Origin of the sequence: Geotalea uraniireducens Rf4 (assembly GCF_000016745.1) — a bacterium.
In the GTDB taxonomy this organism is placed as follows: Bacteria; Desulfobacterota; Desulfuromonadia; order Geobacterales; family Geobacteraceae; genus Geotalea; species Geotalea uraniireducens.
The window spans coordinates 4,805,114-4,824,962 of the sequence record NC_009483.1; the positions used below are offsets into that span (position 1 = coordinate 4,805,114).

Sequence of the window (19,849 nt, forward strand, 5' to 3'; positions counted from 1 at the left end):
TTGATATAATCTGTTTCATGTGATAATCTCTGCGAATGACAACAGAGATCGTTTTCCCCGGCATCGAAGAATATATGGCTCCCTATTATGGCTATTTCCATCGGTCAGAGAGCCGTGAACTGGCAGAATGTTACTTGGCCGGCCTGCTCATGGACGGTGAGCGCAAGTCAGTTGAACCCATGTCAGAGAAGGTAAACGCATCTGAACGAAGTATGCAGCGCCTCCTTTCGACTGCCAAATGGGACGATCAACTTGTTGCTGAGCAATTCCGCCGTTCCATGCTTGACGTCACTTCCGACCCGCAGGGGATCCTGGTTCTTGATGATACCGGGTTCCCTAAGAAAGGGTACGACAGTGTATGTGTTGCCCGGCAATACTGCGGTGCATCAGGCAAGACTGACAACTGTCAGATTGGCGTAAGCATGACGTATGTCGGCAGAGATGTCGCCTGGCCATATGCCATGGAACTGTTCGTCCCGGAATCCTGGGATCAGCAAAATGATGATTGCACCGCAAAGCGTAAAAAGGCTCACATGCCGGAGTCAGTGCACCATAAGTCAAAATGGCGCATGGCACTTGATTTTGTTGACCTGGCCCGAAAAGACAATGTTCCCCATCGTGCAGTCCTTGCTGACAGCTGGTATGGCAACATTCCGGAGTTTCGCAAGGAGCTTGAGTCCCGCAGTGAAAATTACATCCTGGGAGCTTACTCCAACACCCCGGTATTTCTTGAGGAGCCGGTCTTTGAAATTGCGCCAGTCAAAGAGCATAAGCGAGGGCGTCCACGAACTCGCCCTAAGGTAGTCTCCACAAACCCCGAACCGGTCAAGCTGTCGGTACTGGGCGAAAGCATTGCCGATGATGCATGGCAACGGCTAGAATTGAGGCTCAATTCCAAGGACAAGCCACTTGTTGCAGAGGCCGTCTCAATGAGAGTGTGGCCGGCTCACGGATGGCGGCAGGGCAATCATCATGAACAAGTCTGGCTCCTGATAGAGCGCCGCCCCCTGAACCTGGGTGGATACGAGCTTCGCTATTTCTTCAGCAATATGCCGCAGCATCTGGCAACGATTGACCTTGCCCGCCTCTACCATGAACGTTATTGGATAGAGCATGGCTATCAACAGCTAAAGGAAGAGCTTGGCCTTGATCACCATGAAGGGCGCTCATGGAGCGGATGGCATCGACATGTGCTCCTGACGTCCCTGGCATATGGCTATCTGACACTGTTGCGTTTGCAGCAAAAAAAACAGAAGAGTGCGACAGCGCGGAGCAACTGGATTCAGAAAAAATCGACACTGGCCAACGACGCTTTGTTCTGAAAACCAAACACCTGGAAAAGTGGCGCCATCGTTGCTGTTCTCTTCGTTCCTCTGAGCGATGGAGGCGGAGGCAACGACTCAAAGGCATGCCGTCCTTGCCTGACATCAGGCATCAGATTGCAAAGCTTCTGGTGCGAATATTGAAATGTTAAAGAACTATATGTGTCGGAGTAGTATTAAATGTTCCATTTGGGTAGATCACCAGTTCACGCGCGCGCGTGAACTGGTGAATAACGAGTTGGTCGCAGACAGGGAGGGCTGGAACCGTGTTAGACGATCGCATCCTGAACGTGGAGACCAAGAAGGAACTCGCAGCCGACGAGGCTTCCGCGTGCCTGAAGCGCCTCGGTCTCTTACCGATGAAGCCATCCTACGATCTGGATGGGAATACCTTAAGGGGTCAATACCTTAAGGGGTCAAAATACCTTAAGGGGTCAAAGCTCCAAATATCAAATTTTCAGGATCGCTTTCACTTTCTCCACCTCTTCACACAACTTTGTATCTTGAAAAATAGAGGAAAATGAGGGACGCTTCCCATATTTTCACAGACCCTCAAGATGGAACGGGGAACCGCCCTTTCAGCGGTTCCCCGTTTTGCTATCTTTGTCGTTGTCTTTGAATTCCAATCGTTATATCTTTGGGCAATAAAAAACCCCGGGATCGTCACCGACTCAAGGTCGGGAGAGGATTTCTCCGGGGGCTGCATATATATAATATGCTTTTACGGGTGGTACATGCAAGCAAATTTTTCAGAACAACTTCGCCGGGCAATCTCACACGAACGCCTGGACGCCTACCGACAGCGTGGCACCAGCAGTGACGATGCTGAGTTGTTTACCCATTACGCATGGAACATGGCATTATCCGAAAGCCTTTACACCCCGCTTCAATGCCTGGAAGTCTGCCTCAGAAACAGCATTCACGATGCCGCCACGGCATATTTCAAAACCGATACTTGGTTTGACGTCCCAGGCGTGTTGCTTGCGTCGGAACTCGACAAGGTACGGGAGGCGAAGGGATCACTTCTCAAAGGCAAAAAGACGCTTGACGCGGGGAGAATAATCCCTGAACTCACCTTCGGATTCTGGACAAGCCTTTTAGATGTGCGCTACGAAAAGGTTCTCTGGCCGTGGCTCTTAAAACCAGTTGTTCCCAATATGCCCCGCCGGATAAGGATCAGAAAGAATCTCTCCAAACGATTCAACCACATACGGACACTCAGGAACCGGATATTTCATCACGAACCGATCTGGCACTGGGGCGATCTTCCGAATCAACACAGCGACCTGCTTGAAGCAATCAGATGGGTGAACCCGGCAATGATGACATTTGTGGAACCATTTGACAGCTTCAAGTCGGTTTACAATAACAGCATAAGCGAATACAGGAAGGTTGTTTCAGCCCTTCCTTGAAATGTCGGCACGATGGATACGGCAATCGAGAAGATGCCTACATAATTGACACGTACGAAGAACACCCTCAGAAGATTATTCTAGCGCCATTCAGGTCTGACCCCTAATGTGTCGTGCGGACCGGTATGGCGAGGTTAGGAGTGCCGGAAAGACACGCAGAAGCTTTATTAAACCATATACAAAACGGAGTGAAGAAAGTATACGAGCCTCTTGTACGAGTATGACAAAGAGAAGAAGGCGGCACTTACGAAATGGTCGAAACACCTCGAGTCGCTGATAAACATGTCCAAAAAACAACAAAACGTGGACACATGCACAAAATAAGTCCATACTGTGGACACATTTTCAAATCCTAACTTCCAGGAAACATCTATGCCTTTCAATCCTCTAATGCCCTATAACGATTTACCGCTGCTGCCGCCACAGGCAGAGTTGGAGAGCAAAGACATTCTGAGGAAAGCAATAAGTGCAAATAGAGCACTTGCGGAGTTAAAAGGGGCTGGGGAGTTAATCCCAAATCAGAGTATGTTGATAAACTCTATCCCTCTTCAAGAAGCCCGTACAAGCTCTGAGATTGAGAATATCATCACCACGAATGATAAGCTCTTCCAAGCCGCTGCGGTAGAGTCTGCGAGTGATCCTGCGACAAAGGAGGTTCTCCATTATCGCACAGCTCTAAAGAATGGCTTTGACATGCTTCAGGAGCGGCCCATCTCTGTAAATCTAATGATCGACATCTGCCGGACTCTTAAAAACACAGAAATTGACGTCAGGAAAGTTACAGGGACCACTCTTTCCAATCCCGCTACCGGCGAGGTCTACTATACGCCGCCGGAAGGGGAAGGAATAATCCGAGAGAAACTGGGAAACCTTGAGACGTATATCCACCAGGAAGATGACCTTGACCCGTTGATCAAGATGGCAGTGATGCATTACCAGTTCGAGGCTATTCATCCCTTTCATGATGGTAATGGAAGAACCGGCCGAATCCTGAATATTCTTTTCCTGGTAGAAAAAGGTCTTTTGAAAATTCCGGTGCTATACCTGAGCCGCTACATCATCCAGAACAAGAATGAGTATTATCGTCTGCTGCGGGAAGTGACGGCAAAAGGGGCGTGGGAGCCGTGGGTGATTTATATGCTTGCTGCTATTGAAGAGACTGCTTTATGGACCTGTGAAAAGATAAAGGCCATCCGTGATCTGCTGGAAGAAACTGTTATTCTCTGCAAAGAGAAGCTATCAGGATCAATATATTCACGAGAGCTTGTTGACCTGATATTCGTCCAGCCATACTGCAAGATAGCTTTTTTGGTCGAAGCGGGAATAGCGGAAAGGAAGACTGCCTCTGTTTACCTTCAAAAATTGGAAGGGATAGGGGTGCTTCGATCTGCCCAGCTTGGCCGAGAAAAGGTCTATATAAACCCAAGACTCATCGACTTGCTTAATGGCTGAATATGTCCAAATTTCTGCCGCAATTGGATATATCCCTCTGACGTGTCCATGACATGGACATGTGGGAGTTCCGCAGGCAGATCAAAAGAAGAATATGTATTCCGAAAGACCATGACCCTAGGAGCTTGTCGGACTTAGGGAATCGTAGCGAGAGAATGGAAAATCGAGGACAGATTTTCGGAAATTTGAGAGCGAATAGTGGACCTATTTGTCGAAAATTTACGAGAATATGGACCGATTTGCCGTTCTCGCAGTAGATTCATTCCTAAGTCCGACAGGCTCCTAGCCACAGTCGTGCAACAACTTTGAATTTCTGCAACATCCTCCGCAACGATCTAAGGGAAGATAACCGGAGAAACAGATGAAGGTAACCAAACGAGACTGGCTGTTTGCCACTGTTGTCGCCATTGTGCTCGGCATTCTTCTGCTGAATACCGGTAAGGAGAAGGCCAGGCGGGTGCCCGCTGACGACAGGCACCGTCCCTTTTTGCAACGTCTGGCAAGGGGGGCCGACAGGGAAGAGGTGGAGAGGGAGTGTGCCACCTGCCACAATGCCCGGAGCATCGCCCTCCCCGGAAATCATCCACCCAAGGAGCAATGCCTGCTCTGCCACGTGAGGAAAGGTTGACAACTGCGAACAGCTGAGGAAAAAACCATGGATCGTTCATCGCGCAACAGGCTTAACGAACGGCTCCTCCCCCAGTTCCCCGGCGAGACGCTCTTCGACCGGCTGGCCCGGACCGTCTGCCGAGCCGGCTGCCTGCCGCGCAAGGAGCTGTACGAGGCGTGGGAGGTGGCAAGACGTGTACGGCGCCGCTTCCGGGGGGGCCGGGTAGTGGACCTGGCCTGCGGGCACGGGCTGCTGGCGCAGATTCTTCTTCTGCTGGACGACAGCTCGTCCCTGGCCCTGGCCGTTGACCGGCGCATTCCGGAACAGGCCGCCAGGCTCGCGGCCTGCCTGGCGGAGAGCTGGCCACGCCTGGCTGGCCGGGTGGAGTTCGTGGAGAAGGACCTGGAGCAGGTGGCGCTGCAGCGGGACGACCTGATCGTATCGGTCCACGCCTGCGGCGGGCTGACCGATCTGGTCCTGGAGCGGGCCATGGCGGTCGGGGCGCGGGTGGCGGTGCTCCCATGCTGTCACGATCTGGCCGCCGGTGACCTGGGCGGCCTGCAGGGATGGCTGGACGGGCCGCTGGCCCAGGATGTGCTCAGGGCCGCCCGCCTGCGCGAGGCGGGCTACCGCGTTGTCACGCAGCAGATTCCCGGCGACATCACGCCGAAAAACCGCCTGCTGCTGGGGGAGCCGCCAGCCCCCTGACTGCACGCGAACAAGTCCAAAAACGGCAGTTAACCAGTAGAGTAGGAAGCAGGTTACTACATCATTAGGTTTGGCTTGTCCGTTTCCGCCCCTTTCGTTTGGCGGTGCCTAAGTAGCCTTACCATAGTTGCCTTAACCAGCTCCCCCTCGTCAAACCGTACGTGCGGATTTCCCGCATACGGCTTACCTATCAGCCTCTTGCTGCACGGCATTATTGAGGAGTTGTGGCTTTGCTGTTACAGGTAAACCAGACCATATCGCTTAAGTCCGGCATACAGGCTTTCACCTGCCCTGAAGGGTTTGCTCCGCCTTTGGCTCCGATTGTTCAGAAATATTCGAAAGCGAGTCCTCGTGTAATGATTCACGTCTCGAAATACTTTCCGGGGATACCCGTAGTCGAAGTAGTTGCCCCATCCGCGAAGGATGCTGTTTACCTCGGCAATTGCTTCGACAAGCGGCTTTTTGTATCCGCTTCGGGTCTTCTCCCGGATTTTTCCCTTGAGTGCTCCTATGGCCTTCTTACTCGGCATGATGTTGAGATAATCCCAATCTCTGCCCCGCAGGTCACGGTCATAGCGGAGGGTGAATCCCAGAAAGTTCAGGCTCTCTTTCTTGTTCATTCTGACAATACCGGTTTTGTCACGGTTGATGCTGAGTCCAAGGTCTGTTTCGAGTTTCTCTTCCAGCCATCCGGTTATGCGATTGCCCATGTGTCTGGCCATTACTACGAAGTCGTCGGCAAACCGTACCATGCGCGCTCTGGCGAAGTGGTAGGGGCTGTCTGCTTCTTCGTGAAAGGCCCGGTCGAGCCGGTGAAGGTAGATGTTGGCAAGAAGGGGAGATATTACCCCGCCTTGTGGCGTCCCTTGTTTGGGACGGCTGATGCTGCCGTCTTCTTCTACTACCGGACTGTGAAGCCATTGCCGGATCAGTTTGAGGACACTCCGGTCGGCTATGCGCCGCTCAAGTTCTACTATCAGGTGCTCGTGGGGGATGCTGTCAAAGTAGCTCGAAAGATCCGCGTCATACACTTCCTGCCGTCCGAGTTGGAGGTTATTACCGACTTGGTCGAGGGCTCCATGGGGACGCCTTTTGGGACGAAATCCATGGGAGCAGTCGAGAAAGTCCACCTCAAATATCGGTTCGAGGATAAGGAGTACGGCTGCCTGTACAATTCTGTCCCGCACGCACGGTATGCCGAGCGGGCGCAGTTTGCCGTTGGGCTTGGTGATGTAGACGCGACGCACCGGGGATGGTTTGTAGTTTTTGGTTCTCAGGCTTTCTTGAATTTCGTCAAGATAGCCGGATATTCCGTCTGCCCGCACCTCGATGGATTCAATGCTGACACCATCGACTCCCGGCGCGCCCTTGTTCGCCTTTACTCGCAACCACGCCGTTTCAAGTACATCACGACGATGGATTCGGTCGTAAAGGGCATAGAACCGGAACTGCGGTTCTCGTTTGGCCTTGCTGCTCAGTTTCCACCGCAGAAGGGAGACTTTTACCGGCAGTCCGGGTTCAGGTTCGAATCCTTCGGCCATCCATTCCGTTATGGAGCGTCTGTCGCTCAAGCGGGTCTCCTCTCTTTCCGTGTAAACATGACTGAAGTACGGCCCCTTGGCTCCACGGGCATTACCCCGCTTCCCGGCTACTATGGGCCGCTCCGAATTCCGACCGTACACGCTTGGCGGGTTATTGATTCCCCGTCGGCGTTCTCCCTTCGGCGAAACCCTTTCGCTTTGGGAATTACGTCGGACCTCCCAGGTTCCTCGGCTGATCTTTCGACACGCGCCCTCCCCAATCACCCCGGACAGTCCCACCGGTTCTTTCGCTCGTTTATCACCGGTGGATGGCAGGCTTCACCACATTCGGAAGGTTGGCCACTGTCAACTACGTGTAACGAGGCCGAAACGGGTTCGCTTGCGCTGGGCTCGCGTCTTCGTCGTCAGGGTAGTTATCGTACCCTTCGCTCTTTTCTTACAAAGAACCGGTCTTACTCCCCACGTTTGGTTACCCTCTCGTGACAGACCGCGACTACATGGTGAACGAGCAATTTACATGTCTGACACTTTTCAGTCAGATAGATCAGCCAGGCTTGGCCTGGCGTACCGAATGACACGAATAAACACTAATGTTTTTAACCCCTTGGTAAATCTTGAGTAGTCACCGATCTGGTGAGTGCCTTCTGCATCACATGAGCTTGTATATTCGTGGCTAGATGCTTTTTATAGGATAATACTTGACGGGCAAAAGCCCGTTGTTTGAGGAGAGAAGGACATGACAGAGACGGGGTGTGACTTTTACTGCGGGAAGATCCTGAGAGGGCTGGCGGATATCCGGGTCTACTGGGAGAACGAACGGGTCTTCGCCTTTCACCATACCAATCCCTTGTGGGAACATCATGTGGTATTGCTGCCCAAGAAGCACATCGAATCGCTCCTTACCCTGGAGGAAGCCGACAACGATCTGCTGCTTGAGCTGCTGGCCACGGCCAAGCGAATTGCCGCCGATTTCACGGAGCGCTACGGGGCATGCCGTGTCTATACCAATGTCGGCGAGTATCAGTCGTCCAAGCATCTCCACTGGCATATCGGCTGCGGGAAACAACTGCGGCCATATTGAGGAGCCAACCATGAAAGGATCTCTCATAACTACGACCAAAGACGACGCCACGGGCCTTACCTACGGCATCTACCTGATCAGGTATACGGACAAACTCTGGATAGCGACCTACGATATGGACCACGACATCATCGTCCAGATGCAGAAGGTCATCCTGTCGGAAGACAGAGTCCCCGAGCACGTTCGGAAAGCCGTGGTGACGTGGCTTCTTTGAACGGAGTTGCATCCCCCGCCGGAATATTTCACCTCTCACTTTGCATCTCCTGCCGGTATGCTATTATTTCCGGTAGCGCACCGTTCGGGTGTGCCATGCCCCAATGCCCTGCACAGAGCCGGACGGGTGCAATCTCAATTCAGGAGGCTATACATGTCAAACGGACCGAAATCGGAAAAGGATCTCAAGGAGGCCTTCGCCGGCGAATCACAAGCTAATCGCAAGTACCTCGCCTTCGCAAAGCAGGCGGACAAGGACGGCTTCCCCCAGGTCGCCCGGCTCTTCCGGGCCGCGGCCGAGGCGGAAACCATTCACGCCCATAACCACCTGCGGGCGCTCGGCGGCATCAAGGAGACGCGGGAAAACCTCGTCGAAGCCATCGCCGGCGAGACCCACGAGTTCAAGAGCATGTACCCCCAGATGATCGCCGACGCCGAGCTGGAGGGGGCGACCGAGGCGCGTCGCTCGTTCACCTTTGCCAATGCCGTGGAGAAAGTCCACGCGGACCTTTACCAGAAGGCGCTCGACTCCTTGGGAGTGGCGGCTGAGGAGTTCGATTACTTCATCTGCCCGATCTGCGGTCATACCGTCGAGCGAGAGGCACCGGAAAAGTGCGAGGTCTGCGGCGCCGTCGGCTCGGTATTCTTCCGGGCAAAGTAGCCGGGGAGAACAGGAGGTCGTCATGGAAGCGAAAGTCTGGTCCCCCGCTGACCTGTTGCAGCTCTCGGGCGGCTATTGGAGCGCCTGCGCCCTCCATGCCGGGGTGAAGCTCGACGTCTTCACCCCCCTGGCCGACCGGGCGCTCACCGCCCATGGGCTGGCCGAGGTGCTGAAGAGCGATGCGCGGGGGGTGGCCATGCTCCTCAACGCCCTGGCGGCCCTGGGTCTGCTGGAGAAAAGTGGGGACAACTACGCTGACACCTCCTTCGCCGCCGAGTTTCTTTGCCGCACCTCCCCCCGTTACCTGGGGCATATCATCCTCCACCATCATCACCTGATGGAGGGCTGGGCCCACCTTGACGAGGCGGTGAAGAGCGGCGGACCGATCAGGAAGCGGGTTTCCCACGACGTGGGGGAGGATGAACGGGAAAGCTTCGAGATGGGGATGTTCAACCTCGCCATGCAGGTCGCACCGCGGATCGTTCACCAGATAAACCTCTCCGGCCGGCGGCGGCTCCTGGACCTGGGAGGGGGGCCCGGCACCTATGCCATCCACTTCTGCATGCAAAACCCCGATCTCACGGCGGTGGTCTACGACCTCCCCACCACCCGCCCCTTTGCCGAACAGACCATTGATCGCTTCGGCCTCACGGGTAGGATTGCCTTTGAAGACGGGGATTTCATTGCAAAGGGGATCAAGGGGACTTTCGACGTGGCCTGGCTCTCGCACATCCTCCATGGTGAGGGACCGGAGGGGTGCGCCGTCATCCTGGAGAAGGCCGTCGCTGCCCTGGAACCCGGGGGGATGATCCTCGTGCAGGAGTTCATCCTCAACGACTCGTTCGACGGCCCCCCCTTTCCGGCGCTCTTTTCCCTCAACATGCTGATCGGCACCCCGGCAGGCCGGGCATATTCCGAAGGTGAGCTATTCAATATGCTGGCTGCTGCAGGAGTCGGCGATCTGAAGCGGTTGCCGCTGGAACTCCCCAATGGCGCCGGGATCATCGCCGGCACCGTTTGAGTGAAAGACTGATAGCGGCTGTGATGGCGGATCCCCCCTGTCGGCGACCGCCGAAGTTCCGGCGCAAGAAAATTTCTACTTCATTTTCCGGGCAAACTGACGATTGGTTACTTGCAAGGGGATGCCATCTCCCCGTAAACCTTAAAGATCAGCGTTTCCGCTTTCGGAGGTAGGTAAATGAAGCACTTGTGCGGCACTACGGGGATGCTCCTGCTCTTGTTTGGATCGGACCTGCCGCTCTCGGAGCGGGGGATGGTGTTGGCGGCGCTATTCCTTGGCATCTGTCTCTGCCTGGCTGCTCTGGCGCTCATGGCGCATCCGCTGCTGGAATGGATTGTCATTGAATGGGATACCGCCTATTATGTGAAGCAGCACGAGATGCGCGAGATAAATAATCAGCATCTGCAGATAACCCTTGATAAGGAAAAGGACGATTAAACCCAAAACGGCAGTTGGACACGGATTAACACGGATCTGGACGGATTTTCACTGATAAACCAAGGACAACCCTTTGGATCTTGGTTCTTGGTCTTCTAAATCCGTGAAAATCCGTACAAATCAGATTTGATCCGTGTGCAAATGCGTTTAGACGGACGGAGTTGTTCCGTCATCACGTGCGGGCTGCCCTTCCCAATTTTTGATTGACTGGGAGCCCATTGATCAGGTATATCCTTCGTACTTTTCGCGCCGACAAGGTTGAACAATCCCCATGGACCCCTATTTCCCCTACATCTTTATCAGCAACGTCTTTCTCACCCTCGCCGATGCAACCATCGGCTACCACGCAGCGCCGTCATTGATCCGCCTGGGAACAACCGACGAGGAGTCGGCCGTCCGGACGCTCAGCGGGGTGCGCACGCTCCTGGCAGGGGTCGTGGCGATCTACATGTTCTGCAACTGCCTCGCCTTCTTCAACAAGCAGCCGTTCTTTCTCCTTGTCGTCACCGGCATCATCGTCCTCGACATCGTTGCCCAGCTCGTGGTAAGCGGCAAGATGAGAAACCGGAAAGAATAAACCCAAAAACGGCAGTTAGCCACGAATGACACGAATAAACACGAATGTTTTTACCCCCTTGTTAAGTCTTGAGTAGTCAACGATCTGGTGAGTGCCTTCTGCATCACAAGAGTTTGTATATTCGTGAAAATTCGTAAAAATTCGTGGTTAAAATGCTTTTTAAAGGTTAAATACACCAAACCGAAAGAGCAAAATGAAAAAGAAAACCTATGTGATTGGCCACCGCAACCCCGATACCGACTCGATAGCCTCGGCCATCGCCTATGCCGAACTGAAGCGGCTGTTGGGCGAAGACGGGACCGTTGCCGCCATGGCCGGCGAACCGAATCCCCAGACCGCCTATGTCCTGGAACGGCTCGGCATTGAGCCGCCGCTCTACCTGGCCGACGTCCACCCCAAGGTCAGGGATGTGCTGAACCGGAAGCCGGTGACCGCCGGTGCCGACCTGCCGATGATGCAGGCGCTGGAGCTGTTCCACCGCAACAATATCCGTGTCCTGCCGGTGGTGGATGCTGCAGGGAAACCGAGCGGCATCGTCTCGCTGCTCAAGCTCTCGGAGAAATACCTCCTGACGGGCAAGGACCGGATGCGGGGGGTGAACACCTCGCTCCGCTCGCTGGCCATAAGCCTGGAAGGCGACTTCCTCTGCGGTGCCCCATGCGATGACCATGAACACCTGCACCTCTTCATCGGCGCCATGGAACAGGAATCATTCAGCGCCCGGATCGACGGCTATCCACCCGAATCGCTCCTGATCATCACCGGCGACCGGCGGACCATCCAACTGGCCGGCATCGAAAAGGGGGTGCGGCTCCTGGTGGTGACCGGCGGACTGGCGGTGGAGAAGGACCTCCTGACAAAGGCCGCAGAACTGGGCGTCACGGTCCTTTCGACCCCTTTCGATACCGCCACCGCAGCCTGGCTGACCCGTCTCTCCACGCCGGTGGGGCTGTTCGCTGAAACAAATTTCGAGCGGATCGGCGTGGGCGAACCGCTCAGCCACCTGAAACTGAAACTTCTCCACAGCGGCGAGCCGGCGGTGATCGTCGTGGAGGAGGACGGCACCCTGGCGGGGATCGCCACCAAGTCGTCGCTACTGGCGCCCATCCCCTCCTCCCTGATCCTGGTGGACCACAATGAACTGGGGCAGGCGGTTCACGGGGCGGATGAGCTGGAGATCCGCGAGGTCATCGACCATCACAAGCTCGGGAACAGCCACACGAACCAACCGGTTACCTTCATCACCGCACCGGTGGGAAGCACCTGCACGTTGGTTGCCGGCCTCTACCGCCATGAAGGGGTTGAACTGGCCCCCTCCTTTGCCGCCCTGCTTCTGGCCGGCATCCTCTCGGATACGGTCATCCTTAAATCACCGACCACCACCAATCGGGACCGGGAAACGGTTCTCTGGCTTGAGCAACTGGCAGGGCTCGACCATGGAGAGTTCGGCAAAGAGATCTTTGCCGCCTGCTCGGGTCTTGCCGGCTACGGCACCCCGGAAAAGGTCATCACCACCGACTTCAAGGTTTTCACGGGGAGCTCCGCCCGCTTCGGGGTCGGACAGGTGGAGGTGATCGGCTTCGACGAGTTTTTTGCCATGAGGGAGGAACTGAAGGGGGCGCTGGCGGAGCTGAAGCAACGGGAAGGACTGGATCTGGCAGGACTGATGGTGACCGACATCTACACGGAAACGACCCTCTTTCTCGTGGAAGGAAAAAAGGAGTTGGCCCACGTCATGGGGTACCCCCAGGTGGAGGCGCACCTCTACGAGCTGAAGGGGGTCATGTCGCGGAAAAAGCAGATGGTGCCGCACCTCTTGCAGGTGTTGGAGAAGATCTAGAGCAACTGTGCCGCGCTGTCAACCGACAACTTACCCGGCGCGGATGGATCGCCGTTACACGCCGATATCTTCATTCCACAGTTCCGGTCCGGTCTCGATGAAATCGGTCATCATGCTGATGCACTCCTGCTCCTGCAGCACATCCACCGTCACTCCCCGCGATTTGAGGAGCTCTTCCTCGCCGAGAAACGTCCGGTTTTCGCCGACGATCACCCTCGGTATCCCGTACAAAAGGATCGCCCCGCTGCACATGGCACAAGGGGAGAGAGTCGTGTAGAGGGTGCATTCCCGGTAAACCGCTGCCGTCTGCCGGCCGGCGTTTTCCAGCGCGTCCATCTCCCCGTGGAGAATGGCGCTTCCTTTCTGCACCCGGCGGTTGTGCCCGCGGCCGATGATCCGGCCATTGTGGACGATCACCGAGCCGATGGGAATTCCCCCCTCCGCCTGACCCTGTTTCGCCTCTGCCAGCGCTGCCTGCATGAATGTGTCCATTATCCGCTCCTCCAACTCATATGTGACTTTCGCTTCCCCCCTCACCCTAGCCCTCTCCCGCAAGGGGCGAGGGAACTTTAACTGCTCCCCTCCCTTGATGGGAGGGGTTAGGGGAGGGTGCAATGTGCTGGTTTCGAAAGGACCTAAAGCTACGCTGAAGCGTATTTCTGCAGATTATGGAGGGCTCGTTCCAGCTTTTCCCTGCTGTGCGCCTCGATGGTCCAGGCGGCCTGGGGGGCGTATCGCTCCATGAGGGTGAAGAAGAGGGGGAAGTCGATGTTCCCCTCCCCGAGCGGGGCATGCTCGTCACGCAAACCAAAGTTGTCGTGGATATGGGTTTCGGCGATGTAGTTCCCCAGAGTGGCGAACCATTCCTCCAGCCCCACTTTCCTGAAGAGATTCCAGTGCCCCACATCGAAACAGTGGCGGAAACGAGGGGAGTCCACTGCCTCTAACAGCGCCTGAAGGGTGGACGGCTCCTCTTCGAAGATGTTCTCGACGGCCACGATGCAGCCGATCCGCTCGGCACGCTCCAGCACCGACTGCCACGAATCGATGCTGTATTGCAGCCACGCATCCTTGTTGTCCCCATAGCGCCAGCGGTCATAGCCGGGGTGAAAGACGATCACCTCCGGCCTGAGAATGGCGGCCGCGTCCAGCACATCGTTGAAGCTTTGCAGGGTGATGTCCCGAATCTGCCGGACCACCGAACCCGGGTTGAGATCCATGAACGGAGCATGGATGGTGCATTTCAGGCCGTTTGCCGCAAGGGCCTCTGCTTCCGCCGCCAGTTGTTCGGGAATCACCGCATCCAGGGCATCGCCGGAGAAAAATACCTCCGGATTGATCCTGTCGGCAATCAGGTAATCCAGGTTCCGGGAAAGATGCGGATAGGGGATATGGGCAAAAACCGTATTATGCATGGTGATGCGGCTCTTTTCTGTGTTTGTTTATGACTGCATCGGCGCATTTTTCGCAGTTGACCAACTCTTCCAGCTTCTGGATTGCGCCAGGCTCGCCGAGGACGATGAGGGTGTCCCGCGCCTCCAAATGGCTGTGGGATTCGGGGTTGAAAACCATCTTCCCCGATGTCTTCTTGATGCCGATGATGATGACGCCGGTCTCCTTGCGAAAACCGGAGCTGGCCAGGTTCTCGCCGACAAAAGCGGATTGGGGCGGGATGAGGATCTCTTCCATCTGCAGTTCCAGAAATTCCCGGCCCGTGGCTATCTCGATGAAGTCCACCACGTTGGGGCGGAGTATCGCCTGGGCCATGCGGGTGCCGCCGATCACGTAAGGGGAGACAACCTTGTTGGCGCCTGCCCGTTTCAGCTTGATTTCCGATCCTTCCTCCCCGGAACGGGCGAGGATGTAGAGGTCGGGGTTTAGTCCGCGGGCGGTCAGGGTGATGTAAACGTTCTCCGTATCGGAGGTGACCACCGAGATCAGCCCCTTGGCATTTTTGATCCCTGCCTTGAGCAGTGTCTCATCGTCCGTGGCGTTTCCCCTGAGAAACAGGTAGCTGTCCTGCTCCAGCCTTTCCACCACCTGCGGGTCCTTTTCCACCACCACAAATGGGATCGGCTTGGCAGCGAATTCCTTGCAGATCAGTGCGCCGATCCTGCCGAAGCCGCAGATTATGTAATGGTCCTTTAGTGCCTCGATCTTTTTTTCCACCTTTTTCCTCCCGATAATCCGCTGGAACTGCCCTTCGAACATGATCTGGGCAAGACTGCCGACGATGTAGCCGAGCACACTGACGCCGAAGACGATCAGCAGCATGGTGAAGAGCTTGCCGCTGTCGCTCAGCTCGTGAACCTCTCTGAACCCGACTGTGCCGAGGGTGATGACGGTCATGTAGAGGGCATCGAGAAAACGCCACCCCTCGATCCCCATGTAACCGACGGTACCGAGGGAGACCAGCAGGCCAAGCACGAATATGGATATTTTAAGGTGGCGAACCGGATCCATCAGAACTCCTTGGCGCTAAAATACTCCCGGGCGGGGCAAATTTCAAGTTTAATCCACCGCCAAAAATGCGTAACTATTTGATTGCTCCGCCTTATAGGGTAAGTTCTTGACAAATTGTGTATACTGTATACAATTTGCCTGATACCCCAAGGAGACATCATGAAAAAGAACATCGACAAACATCTCACCCTGAGGGAACGGATACTGGAAACCATCCGCGACGCCATCATGAGCGGGTCGATGAAACCGGGAGAAAAAGTCGCCGAGCCGGAACTTGCCGAACGTTTCGGCATCAGCAGGACCCCCATCAGGGAAGCATTCCGGCAACTGGAGTCGGAGGGTTACCTGACGGTCATTCCCCGCAAGGGGGCGGTGGTCGCCTCTTTCTCTCCGCGCGACGTGGAGGAGTTTTACGCCATAAAAAGCATCCTGGAGGGGTACGCGGCACGCAGGGCCTGCGAAAAATTAACCCCGCGGGAACTGGACAAGCTGTCGGCCATCAACGACAAATTGCGCCACCTTGCCGATGAAGGGGACATCAAGCATTTTTTCAAGGTGCATAACGACTTTCACGAACTGTTCATAAAATCGGCCAACAATGAAAAGCTCCACGACATGATAAACAGCCTGGTGAAAAAATTCCAGCGGCTGCGCGTCGCCTCCCTGAGCAAACCGGGAAGGATGCATGTGTCGGTGGACGAGCACGATAAGATAATCGAGGCATTTCGCAACAAGGACGGCGGCCTGGCGGAAAAGCTGGTCCGTAAAAATGCCGAATACGGCGGCATTGTCCTGATGCAGAGCAGCCCGGGAAGCCCCCCGCTGAAACCCGCGGAAAAAACGGCGGCCAAGCATCTCGATCTTTAGGATATCCCCCCCTTAACCCGATTTCAAACATCCACAGATTTCCCGGTTTGTCGCAGATTGATTCGTTGCTGAAAAATCTGTTCAAACTGTGTTAAACTGCGGATGTTTTTTATCCAATCCAGCAAAAGTGGCGAAAGGCGGCAAGTTTGACCATTTTAAAAAACATCCCGAAGGTGGATAAAGTCCTCGGCTGGGAAGGCCTGAAATCCCTCCTCGCAGCATATCCCCGGCCGGTGGTGATCACGGCTGTCCGCAGTTCGCTGGAGGCGTTGCGCGCAGAGGCCCTGCGGGGCGAAACATGCGCTGAAGCTTTTGCGGAAAAGGGCGTCGTCGGGCGGATAGCCCGCGAACTGGCAACGGTTAACGCCCTGAAGCTGAAACGGCTGGTCAACGGCACCGGGGTGGTAATCCACACCAACCTCGGCCGCTCTCCCCTGCCGGAAAGCGTCAGGCAGGCGCTGAATGAGGTAGCCTTCGGCTATTCGAACCTGGAGTTCGACCTGGCTTTAGGGGAGCGGGGAAGCCGCTATTCCCACGTGGAAGGGATCATCTGCGAACTGACCGGCGCGGAGGCTGCGCTGGTGGTAAACAACAACGCCGCCGCGGTTCTCCTCGCCCTGAGCTCCCTTGCCGCCGGCAAAGAGGTCATCGTCTCCCGCGGCGAACTGGTTGAAATCGGCGGCTCGTTCCGCATCCCCGATGTGATGCGCCAGAGCGGCGCCGTATTGAAGGAAGTGGGCGCGACCAACCGCACCCATCCGCGCGACTACAGCGGAGCAATAACCCCCGAAACCGCGCTGCTGCTAAAGGTTCATTGCAGCAACTTCGCCGTGGTCGGCTTCACCGCCGAGGTGTCCGCCGCAGAGCTGGTCGAGCTTGGCCGCGGGCATTCCCTGCCGGTCATGGCCGATGTGGGAAGCGGCAACCTTGTCGAGCTGTCCGGGCTTTTAGGCTGCAATGAGCCGACGGTGCAGGAGTTCGTCCGCGCCGGCGTCGACGTCATCACCTTCAGCGGCGACAAGCTCTTGGGCGGCCCCCAGGCGGGCATCATCGTCGGCAAAAGTTCCCTGCTGGCGCCGATGAAGAATCATCCGCTGCTGCGCGCCGTAAGGATCGACAAACTGACCCTGGCTGCACTGGAAGGGACCCTGCGTCTTTATCGCGACGAACGACGGGCCCTGAAGGAAATACCGACGCTGCGGATGCTTACCGCCTCAGCCGCCGATCTTTCCCGCACGGCAAAGGCCCTGCTGCGACGTCTGCAACGGGCCATTCCGGCAACGGTAAAGCTGTCCCTTTCCGCCGGCTTTTCCCAAGTGGGGGGAGGAGCGCTGCCGCTCCTGGAGCTTCCCACCACACTGATCGCCGTCACGGCCGACGGCATGTCTGCTCAGGATATCGAGACGACCCTCAGGGGATGCCCGGTTCCGGTTATCGGGAGGATATTCAAGGGAACATTCCTCCTTGATCCGCGCACCATCCTCAATGACGATGTTCCCGCCCTGATTGCTGCGTTGCAGACGCTAGCCAGGTAACGCAACAGAGTAAAAAGTTTGCCGCCTCCCCCCCAGACCAGCCAATTTTGTCTGGTCTTTTTCTGTTATCATTGTATAATCATACGATTTTATACGAAATTCCGGCATGGCAAGGGCAGTTCGCGCGGGAAAATGCCGCTCCATTTCGACAATTCTTTCAGGAGTCCCGACATGAGGGTTACGGCACTTGTCCCGGCAGCAGGGATGGGCAAGCGGATGGGAGCGGACATCAACAAGCAGTATCTCCTCCTGGAGGGCAAGCCGATCCTCGCCCATACGCTGGCGGTCTTCGAGCTGGCCCCTTTCGTCGACGACATCTACGTCATTACCCCCGAAGCAGAGATTCCGTACTGCCGCGAGCACGTGGTGGAGCAGTTCGGCTTCACCAAGGTTCGCGGGGTGGTGGCGGGTGGCAAGGAGCGGCAGAATTCGGTACTGAACGGACTGCGGGCCATCGACGCCAGCGACGAAGACGACGTGGTGCTTATCCATGACGGGGTGAGGCCGTTCATACCGACTGCTGTGCTGAAAAGGTCCGTCGAGGTAGCGACCGCCGAGGACGGCGCGCTGGTGGCGGTGCCGGCCAAGGACACCATCAAGACCGTCGAGGCTGGCATAGTGACCGGCACCCCCCCCAGGGAGAACATCTGGCTTGCCCAGACCCCCCAGACCTTCAGGTACGGGATCATCCGCGCTGCCCACGAGCTGGCCGCAGCCGAAGGCTTTCTAGGCACTGACGACGCCTCGCTGGTGGAGCGGCTGGGTAGACAGGTGCATGTGGTCATGGGGGATTACCGCAACATCAAGATTACAACGCCGGAGGATATGCTCCTGGCCGAGGCGTTTCTAAAATCGGTGAATAGTGAAAGGTAAAAAGCGATTATGCGTATAGGTCACGGTTACGATGTGCACAAACTGGTGGAGAACAGGAAACTGATCCTCGGCGGGGTCGACATACCCTATGAAAGGGGGCTCCTCGGCCACTCCGATGCAGATGTGCTTCTCCACGCCATCTCCGACGCCATCCTCGGCGCCATCGGCGAAGGGGACATCGGCAAGCACTTTCCCGACACGGACCCCGCCTACAAGGGGGCCGACAGCATTAAACTGCTGATGCACGTCATGGCACTGGCCGTCGGCAAGGGGTATGCGATCGGCAACCTGGACGCCACCATCGTCGCCCAGCGGCCAAAGCTCGCACCGCACATCCCGCAGATGCGGGAGAACATCGCCAGGGCACTGAAAGCGGATGCGGACCGGATCAATGTCAAGGCCACCACCACCGAGGAGCTCGGCTTTGCCGGCCGGGGCGAGGGGATCGCCGCCTACACGGTGGTGCTTCTGGAGCGGAAGTGATCATCATTTCTGACGCCTTTCATAAGGGGGCACGGGGTGAAAAAAAAGCAGCTGACCACCGATGAGATTATGGAAATTTTACGGAAAGAGCTTTCGTTTCTGGAAAAGACCTATGGCGTCATGCATATTGCCGTATTTGGCTCCGTCGCAAAGGGTGAACAAAAAGAACGCAGCGACGTGGACATCCTGGTAGAGCTCAGGGAGCCTTTGGGATTTGCCTTCATCCGAATGGCGCGCCACCTGGAAAAGATCCTGGGCAGAAAGGTGGATATCTCGACGACCGATTGTCTTGACAGCGGTATCGACAATCCCCGGTACCGTCACATCGCCCGCGACATCCAGAGGACCATGCGTCGTGTCGCATAACAGGCGGGATGCGGATTATCTGAGGGATATTCTTGAGGCGATGGCACGCATATCGTCCTACACAGCAGGGATGTCTTTTGAAGGGTTCATGGATGATCCCAGGACCCAGGATGCCGTTGTCAGAAATCTGGAGGTCATCGGAGAGGCGACGAAGAGACTTTCCGGCGAACTGCGGAAGAAATACCGGACAATTCCCTGGAAAGACATGGCTGGGGTAAGGGATAAGCTTATCCATCATTATTTCGGGATCGAATATAAAATCGTCTGGTCCATCGCTTCGGTGGATCTGCCGAAGCTTACCGATGAGCTGAAAGATATTCTGGCCAAGGAAGCGATACAATTGCATCTGACGGATTCCGTGAATGACTGAATTTTCTTAAGACAGA

At 55.9% G+C, this 19,849-nt stretch carries 22 protein-coding genes; 18 read left to right on the top strand and 4 right to left on the bottom strand.

What is annotated here, in order from left to right; translation table 11 throughout:
- Positions 1 to 35: 35 nt before the first annotated feature.
- The 5 genes from GURA_RS21075 to GURA_RS21100 all read left to right on the top strand — a co-directional run bounded on the left by GURA_RS21075 (position 36) and on the right by GURA_RS21100 (position 5,504).
- Complete coding sequence (locus GURA_RS21075) at positions 36 to 1,322, top strand: IS701-like element ISGur14 family transposase (RefSeq protein ID WP_011937817.1); 1,287 nt, start codon at positions 36 to 38, stop codon at positions 1,320 to 1,322.
- A gap of 557 nt (positions 1,323 to 1,879) precedes the next feature.
- Positions 1,880 to 2,734, top strand: coding sequence for a hypothetical protein (locus tag GURA_RS23090; RefSeq protein WP_049818969.1), 855 nt, complete (start codon positions 1,880 to 1,882; stop codon positions 2,732 to 2,734).
- A 372-nt stretch (positions 2,735 to 3,106) separates the two neighbouring features.
- Complete coding sequence (fic, locus tag GURA_RS21090; RefSeq protein WP_011940923.1) at positions 3,107 to 4,186, top strand: protein adenylyltransferase Fic; 1,080 nt, start codon at positions 3,107 to 3,109, stop codon at positions 4,184 to 4,186.
- 361 nt (positions 4,187 to 4,547) lie between these two features.
- Positions 4,548 to 4,814, top strand: a complete 267-nt coding sequence (locus tag GURA_RS21095) for a hypothetical protein (RefSeq protein WP_011940924.1) — start codon at positions 4,548 to 4,550, stop codon at positions 4,812 to 4,814.
- Between the two features lie 27 nt (positions 4,815 to 4,841).
- Positions 4,842 to 5,504, top strand: a complete 663-nt coding sequence (locus tag GURA_RS21100; protein WP_011940925.1) for a methyltransferase — start codon at positions 4,842 to 4,844, stop codon at positions 5,502 to 5,504.
- A gap of 236 nt (positions 5,505 to 5,740) precedes the next feature.
- On the opposite strand, the gene ltrA is transcribed toward GURA_RS21100, so the two are convergent.
- Positions 5,741 to 7,075 carry a group II intron reverse transcriptase/maturase gene (ltrA, locus tag GURA_RS21105; protein WP_232278915.1) on the bottom strand — a complete coding sequence of 445 codons (1,335 nt, stop codon included), beginning with the start codon at positions 7,073 to 7,075 and terminating at the stop codon, positions 5,741 to 5,743.
- Positions 7,076 to 7,781: 706 nt separating this feature from the next.
- On the opposite strand from ltrA, the gene GURA_RS21110 reads away from it, so the two are divergent.
- The 7 genes from GURA_RS21110 (at position 7,782) to GURA_RS21140 (ending at position 12,876) form a co-directional block, all read left to right on the top strand.
- Entirely contained in the window at positions 7,782 to 8,126 is a 345-nt protein-coding gene (locus GURA_RS21110) for an HIT domain-containing protein (protein WP_011940926.1), read from the top strand.
- Between the two features lie 10 nt (positions 8,127 to 8,136).
- Complete coding sequence (locus GURA_RS21115) at positions 8,137 to 8,340, top strand: hypothetical protein (RefSeq protein WP_041245598.1); 204 nt, start codon at positions 8,137 to 8,139, stop codon at positions 8,338 to 8,340.
- A gap of 153 nt (positions 8,341 to 8,493) precedes the next feature.
- Entirely contained in the window at positions 8,494 to 9,000 is a 507-nt protein-coding gene (locus GURA_RS21120) for a rubrerythrin family protein (RefSeq protein ID WP_011940927.1), read from the top strand.
- Positions 9,001 to 9,022: 22 nt separating this feature from the next.
- Positions 9,023 to 10,021, top strand: coding sequence for a methyltransferase (locus tag GURA_RS21125; protein ID WP_011940928.1), 999 nt, complete (start codon positions 9,023 to 9,025; stop codon positions 10,019 to 10,021).
- A gap of 177 nt (positions 10,022 to 10,198) precedes the next feature.
- Entirely contained in the window at positions 10,199 to 10,459 is a 261-nt protein-coding gene (locus GURA_RS21130; RefSeq protein ID WP_011940929.1) for a hypothetical protein, read from the top strand.
- A 271-nt stretch (positions 10,460 to 10,730) separates the two neighbouring features.
- A complete protein-coding gene (locus GURA_RS21135; protein ID WP_011940930.1) occupies positions 10,731 to 11,036 on the top strand; it encodes a hypothetical protein in 306 nt (101 codons plus the stop codon).
- 193 nt (positions 11,037 to 11,229) lie between these two features.
- Positions 11,230 to 12,876, top strand: coding sequence for a putative manganese-dependent inorganic diphosphatase (locus GURA_RS21140; RefSeq protein WP_011940931.1), 1,647 nt, complete (start codon positions 11,230 to 11,232; stop codon positions 12,874 to 12,876).
- Positions 12,877 to 12,930: 54 nt separating this feature from the next.
- Here the strand turns inward: GURA_RS21140 and GURA_RS21145 are convergent, their stop codons facing one another.
- From GURA_RS21145 to GURA_RS21155, 3 genes are all read right to left on the bottom strand, one after another.
- On the bottom strand, positions 12,931 to 13,368 hold the full coding sequence (locus GURA_RS21145; protein WP_041245599.1) for a nucleoside deaminase: 438 nt from the start codon (positions 13,366 to 13,368) through the stop codon (positions 12,931 to 12,933).
- A 149-nt stretch (positions 13,369 to 13,517) separates the two neighbouring features.
- Positions 13,518 to 14,291 (bottom strand): sugar phosphate isomerase/epimerase family protein, encoded by a 774-nt coding sequence (locus GURA_RS21150; RefSeq protein ID WP_011940933.1) that lies wholly within the window; start codon positions 14,289 to 14,291, stop codon positions 13,518 to 13,520.
- Positions 14,284 to 15,339 (bottom strand): potassium channel family protein, encoded by a 1,056-nt coding sequence (locus GURA_RS21155; RefSeq protein WP_011940934.1) that lies wholly within the window; start codon positions 15,337 to 15,339, stop codon positions 14,284 to 14,286. The genes GURA_RS21150 and GURA_RS21155 overlap by 8 nt, the downstream gene beginning before the upstream one ends.
- 159 nt (positions 15,340 to 15,498) lie before the next feature.
- On the opposite strand from GURA_RS21155, the gene GURA_RS21160 reads away from it, so the two are divergent.
- The 6 genes from GURA_RS21160 (at position 15,499) to GURA_RS21185 (ending at position 19,833) form a co-directional block, all read left to right on the top strand.
- Complete coding sequence (locus GURA_RS21160; protein ID WP_011940935.1) at positions 15,499 to 16,206, top strand: GntR family transcriptional regulator; 708 nt, start codon at positions 15,499 to 15,501, stop codon at positions 16,204 to 16,206.
- 146 nt (positions 16,207 to 16,352) lie between these two features.
- Entirely contained in the window at positions 16,353 to 17,741 is a 1,389-nt protein-coding gene (gene selA / locus GURA_RS21165) for an L-seryl-tRNA(Sec) selenium transferase (protein WP_011940936.1), read from the top strand.
- A gap of 171 nt (positions 17,742 to 17,912) precedes the next feature.
- Positions 17,913 to 18,614 (top strand): 2-C-methyl-D-erythritol 4-phosphate cytidylyltransferase, encoded by a 702-nt coding sequence (gene ispD, locus GURA_RS21170; RefSeq protein WP_011940937.1) that lies wholly within the window; start codon positions 17,913 to 17,915, stop codon positions 18,612 to 18,614.
- 9 nt (positions 18,615 to 18,623) lie between these two features.
- Positions 18,624 to 19,097: a 2-C-methyl-D-erythritol 2,4-cyclodiphosphate synthase gene (ispF, locus tag GURA_RS21175; protein ID WP_011940938.1), complete on the top strand. Its 474-nt coding sequence runs from the start codon at positions 18,624 to 18,626 to the stop codon at positions 19,095 to 19,097.
- A gap of 36 nt (positions 19,098 to 19,133) precedes the next feature.
- Entirely contained in the window at positions 19,134 to 19,463 is a 330-nt protein-coding gene (locus tag GURA_RS21180; RefSeq protein WP_011940939.1) for a nucleotidyltransferase family protein, read from the top strand.
- Entirely contained in the window at positions 19,453 to 19,833 is a 381-nt protein-coding gene (locus GURA_RS21185) for a HepT-like ribonuclease domain-containing protein (RefSeq protein WP_011940940.1), read from the top strand. The genes GURA_RS21180 and GURA_RS21185 overlap by 11 nt, the downstream gene beginning before the upstream one ends.
- Positions 19,834 to 19,849 lie beyond the last annotated feature (16 nt).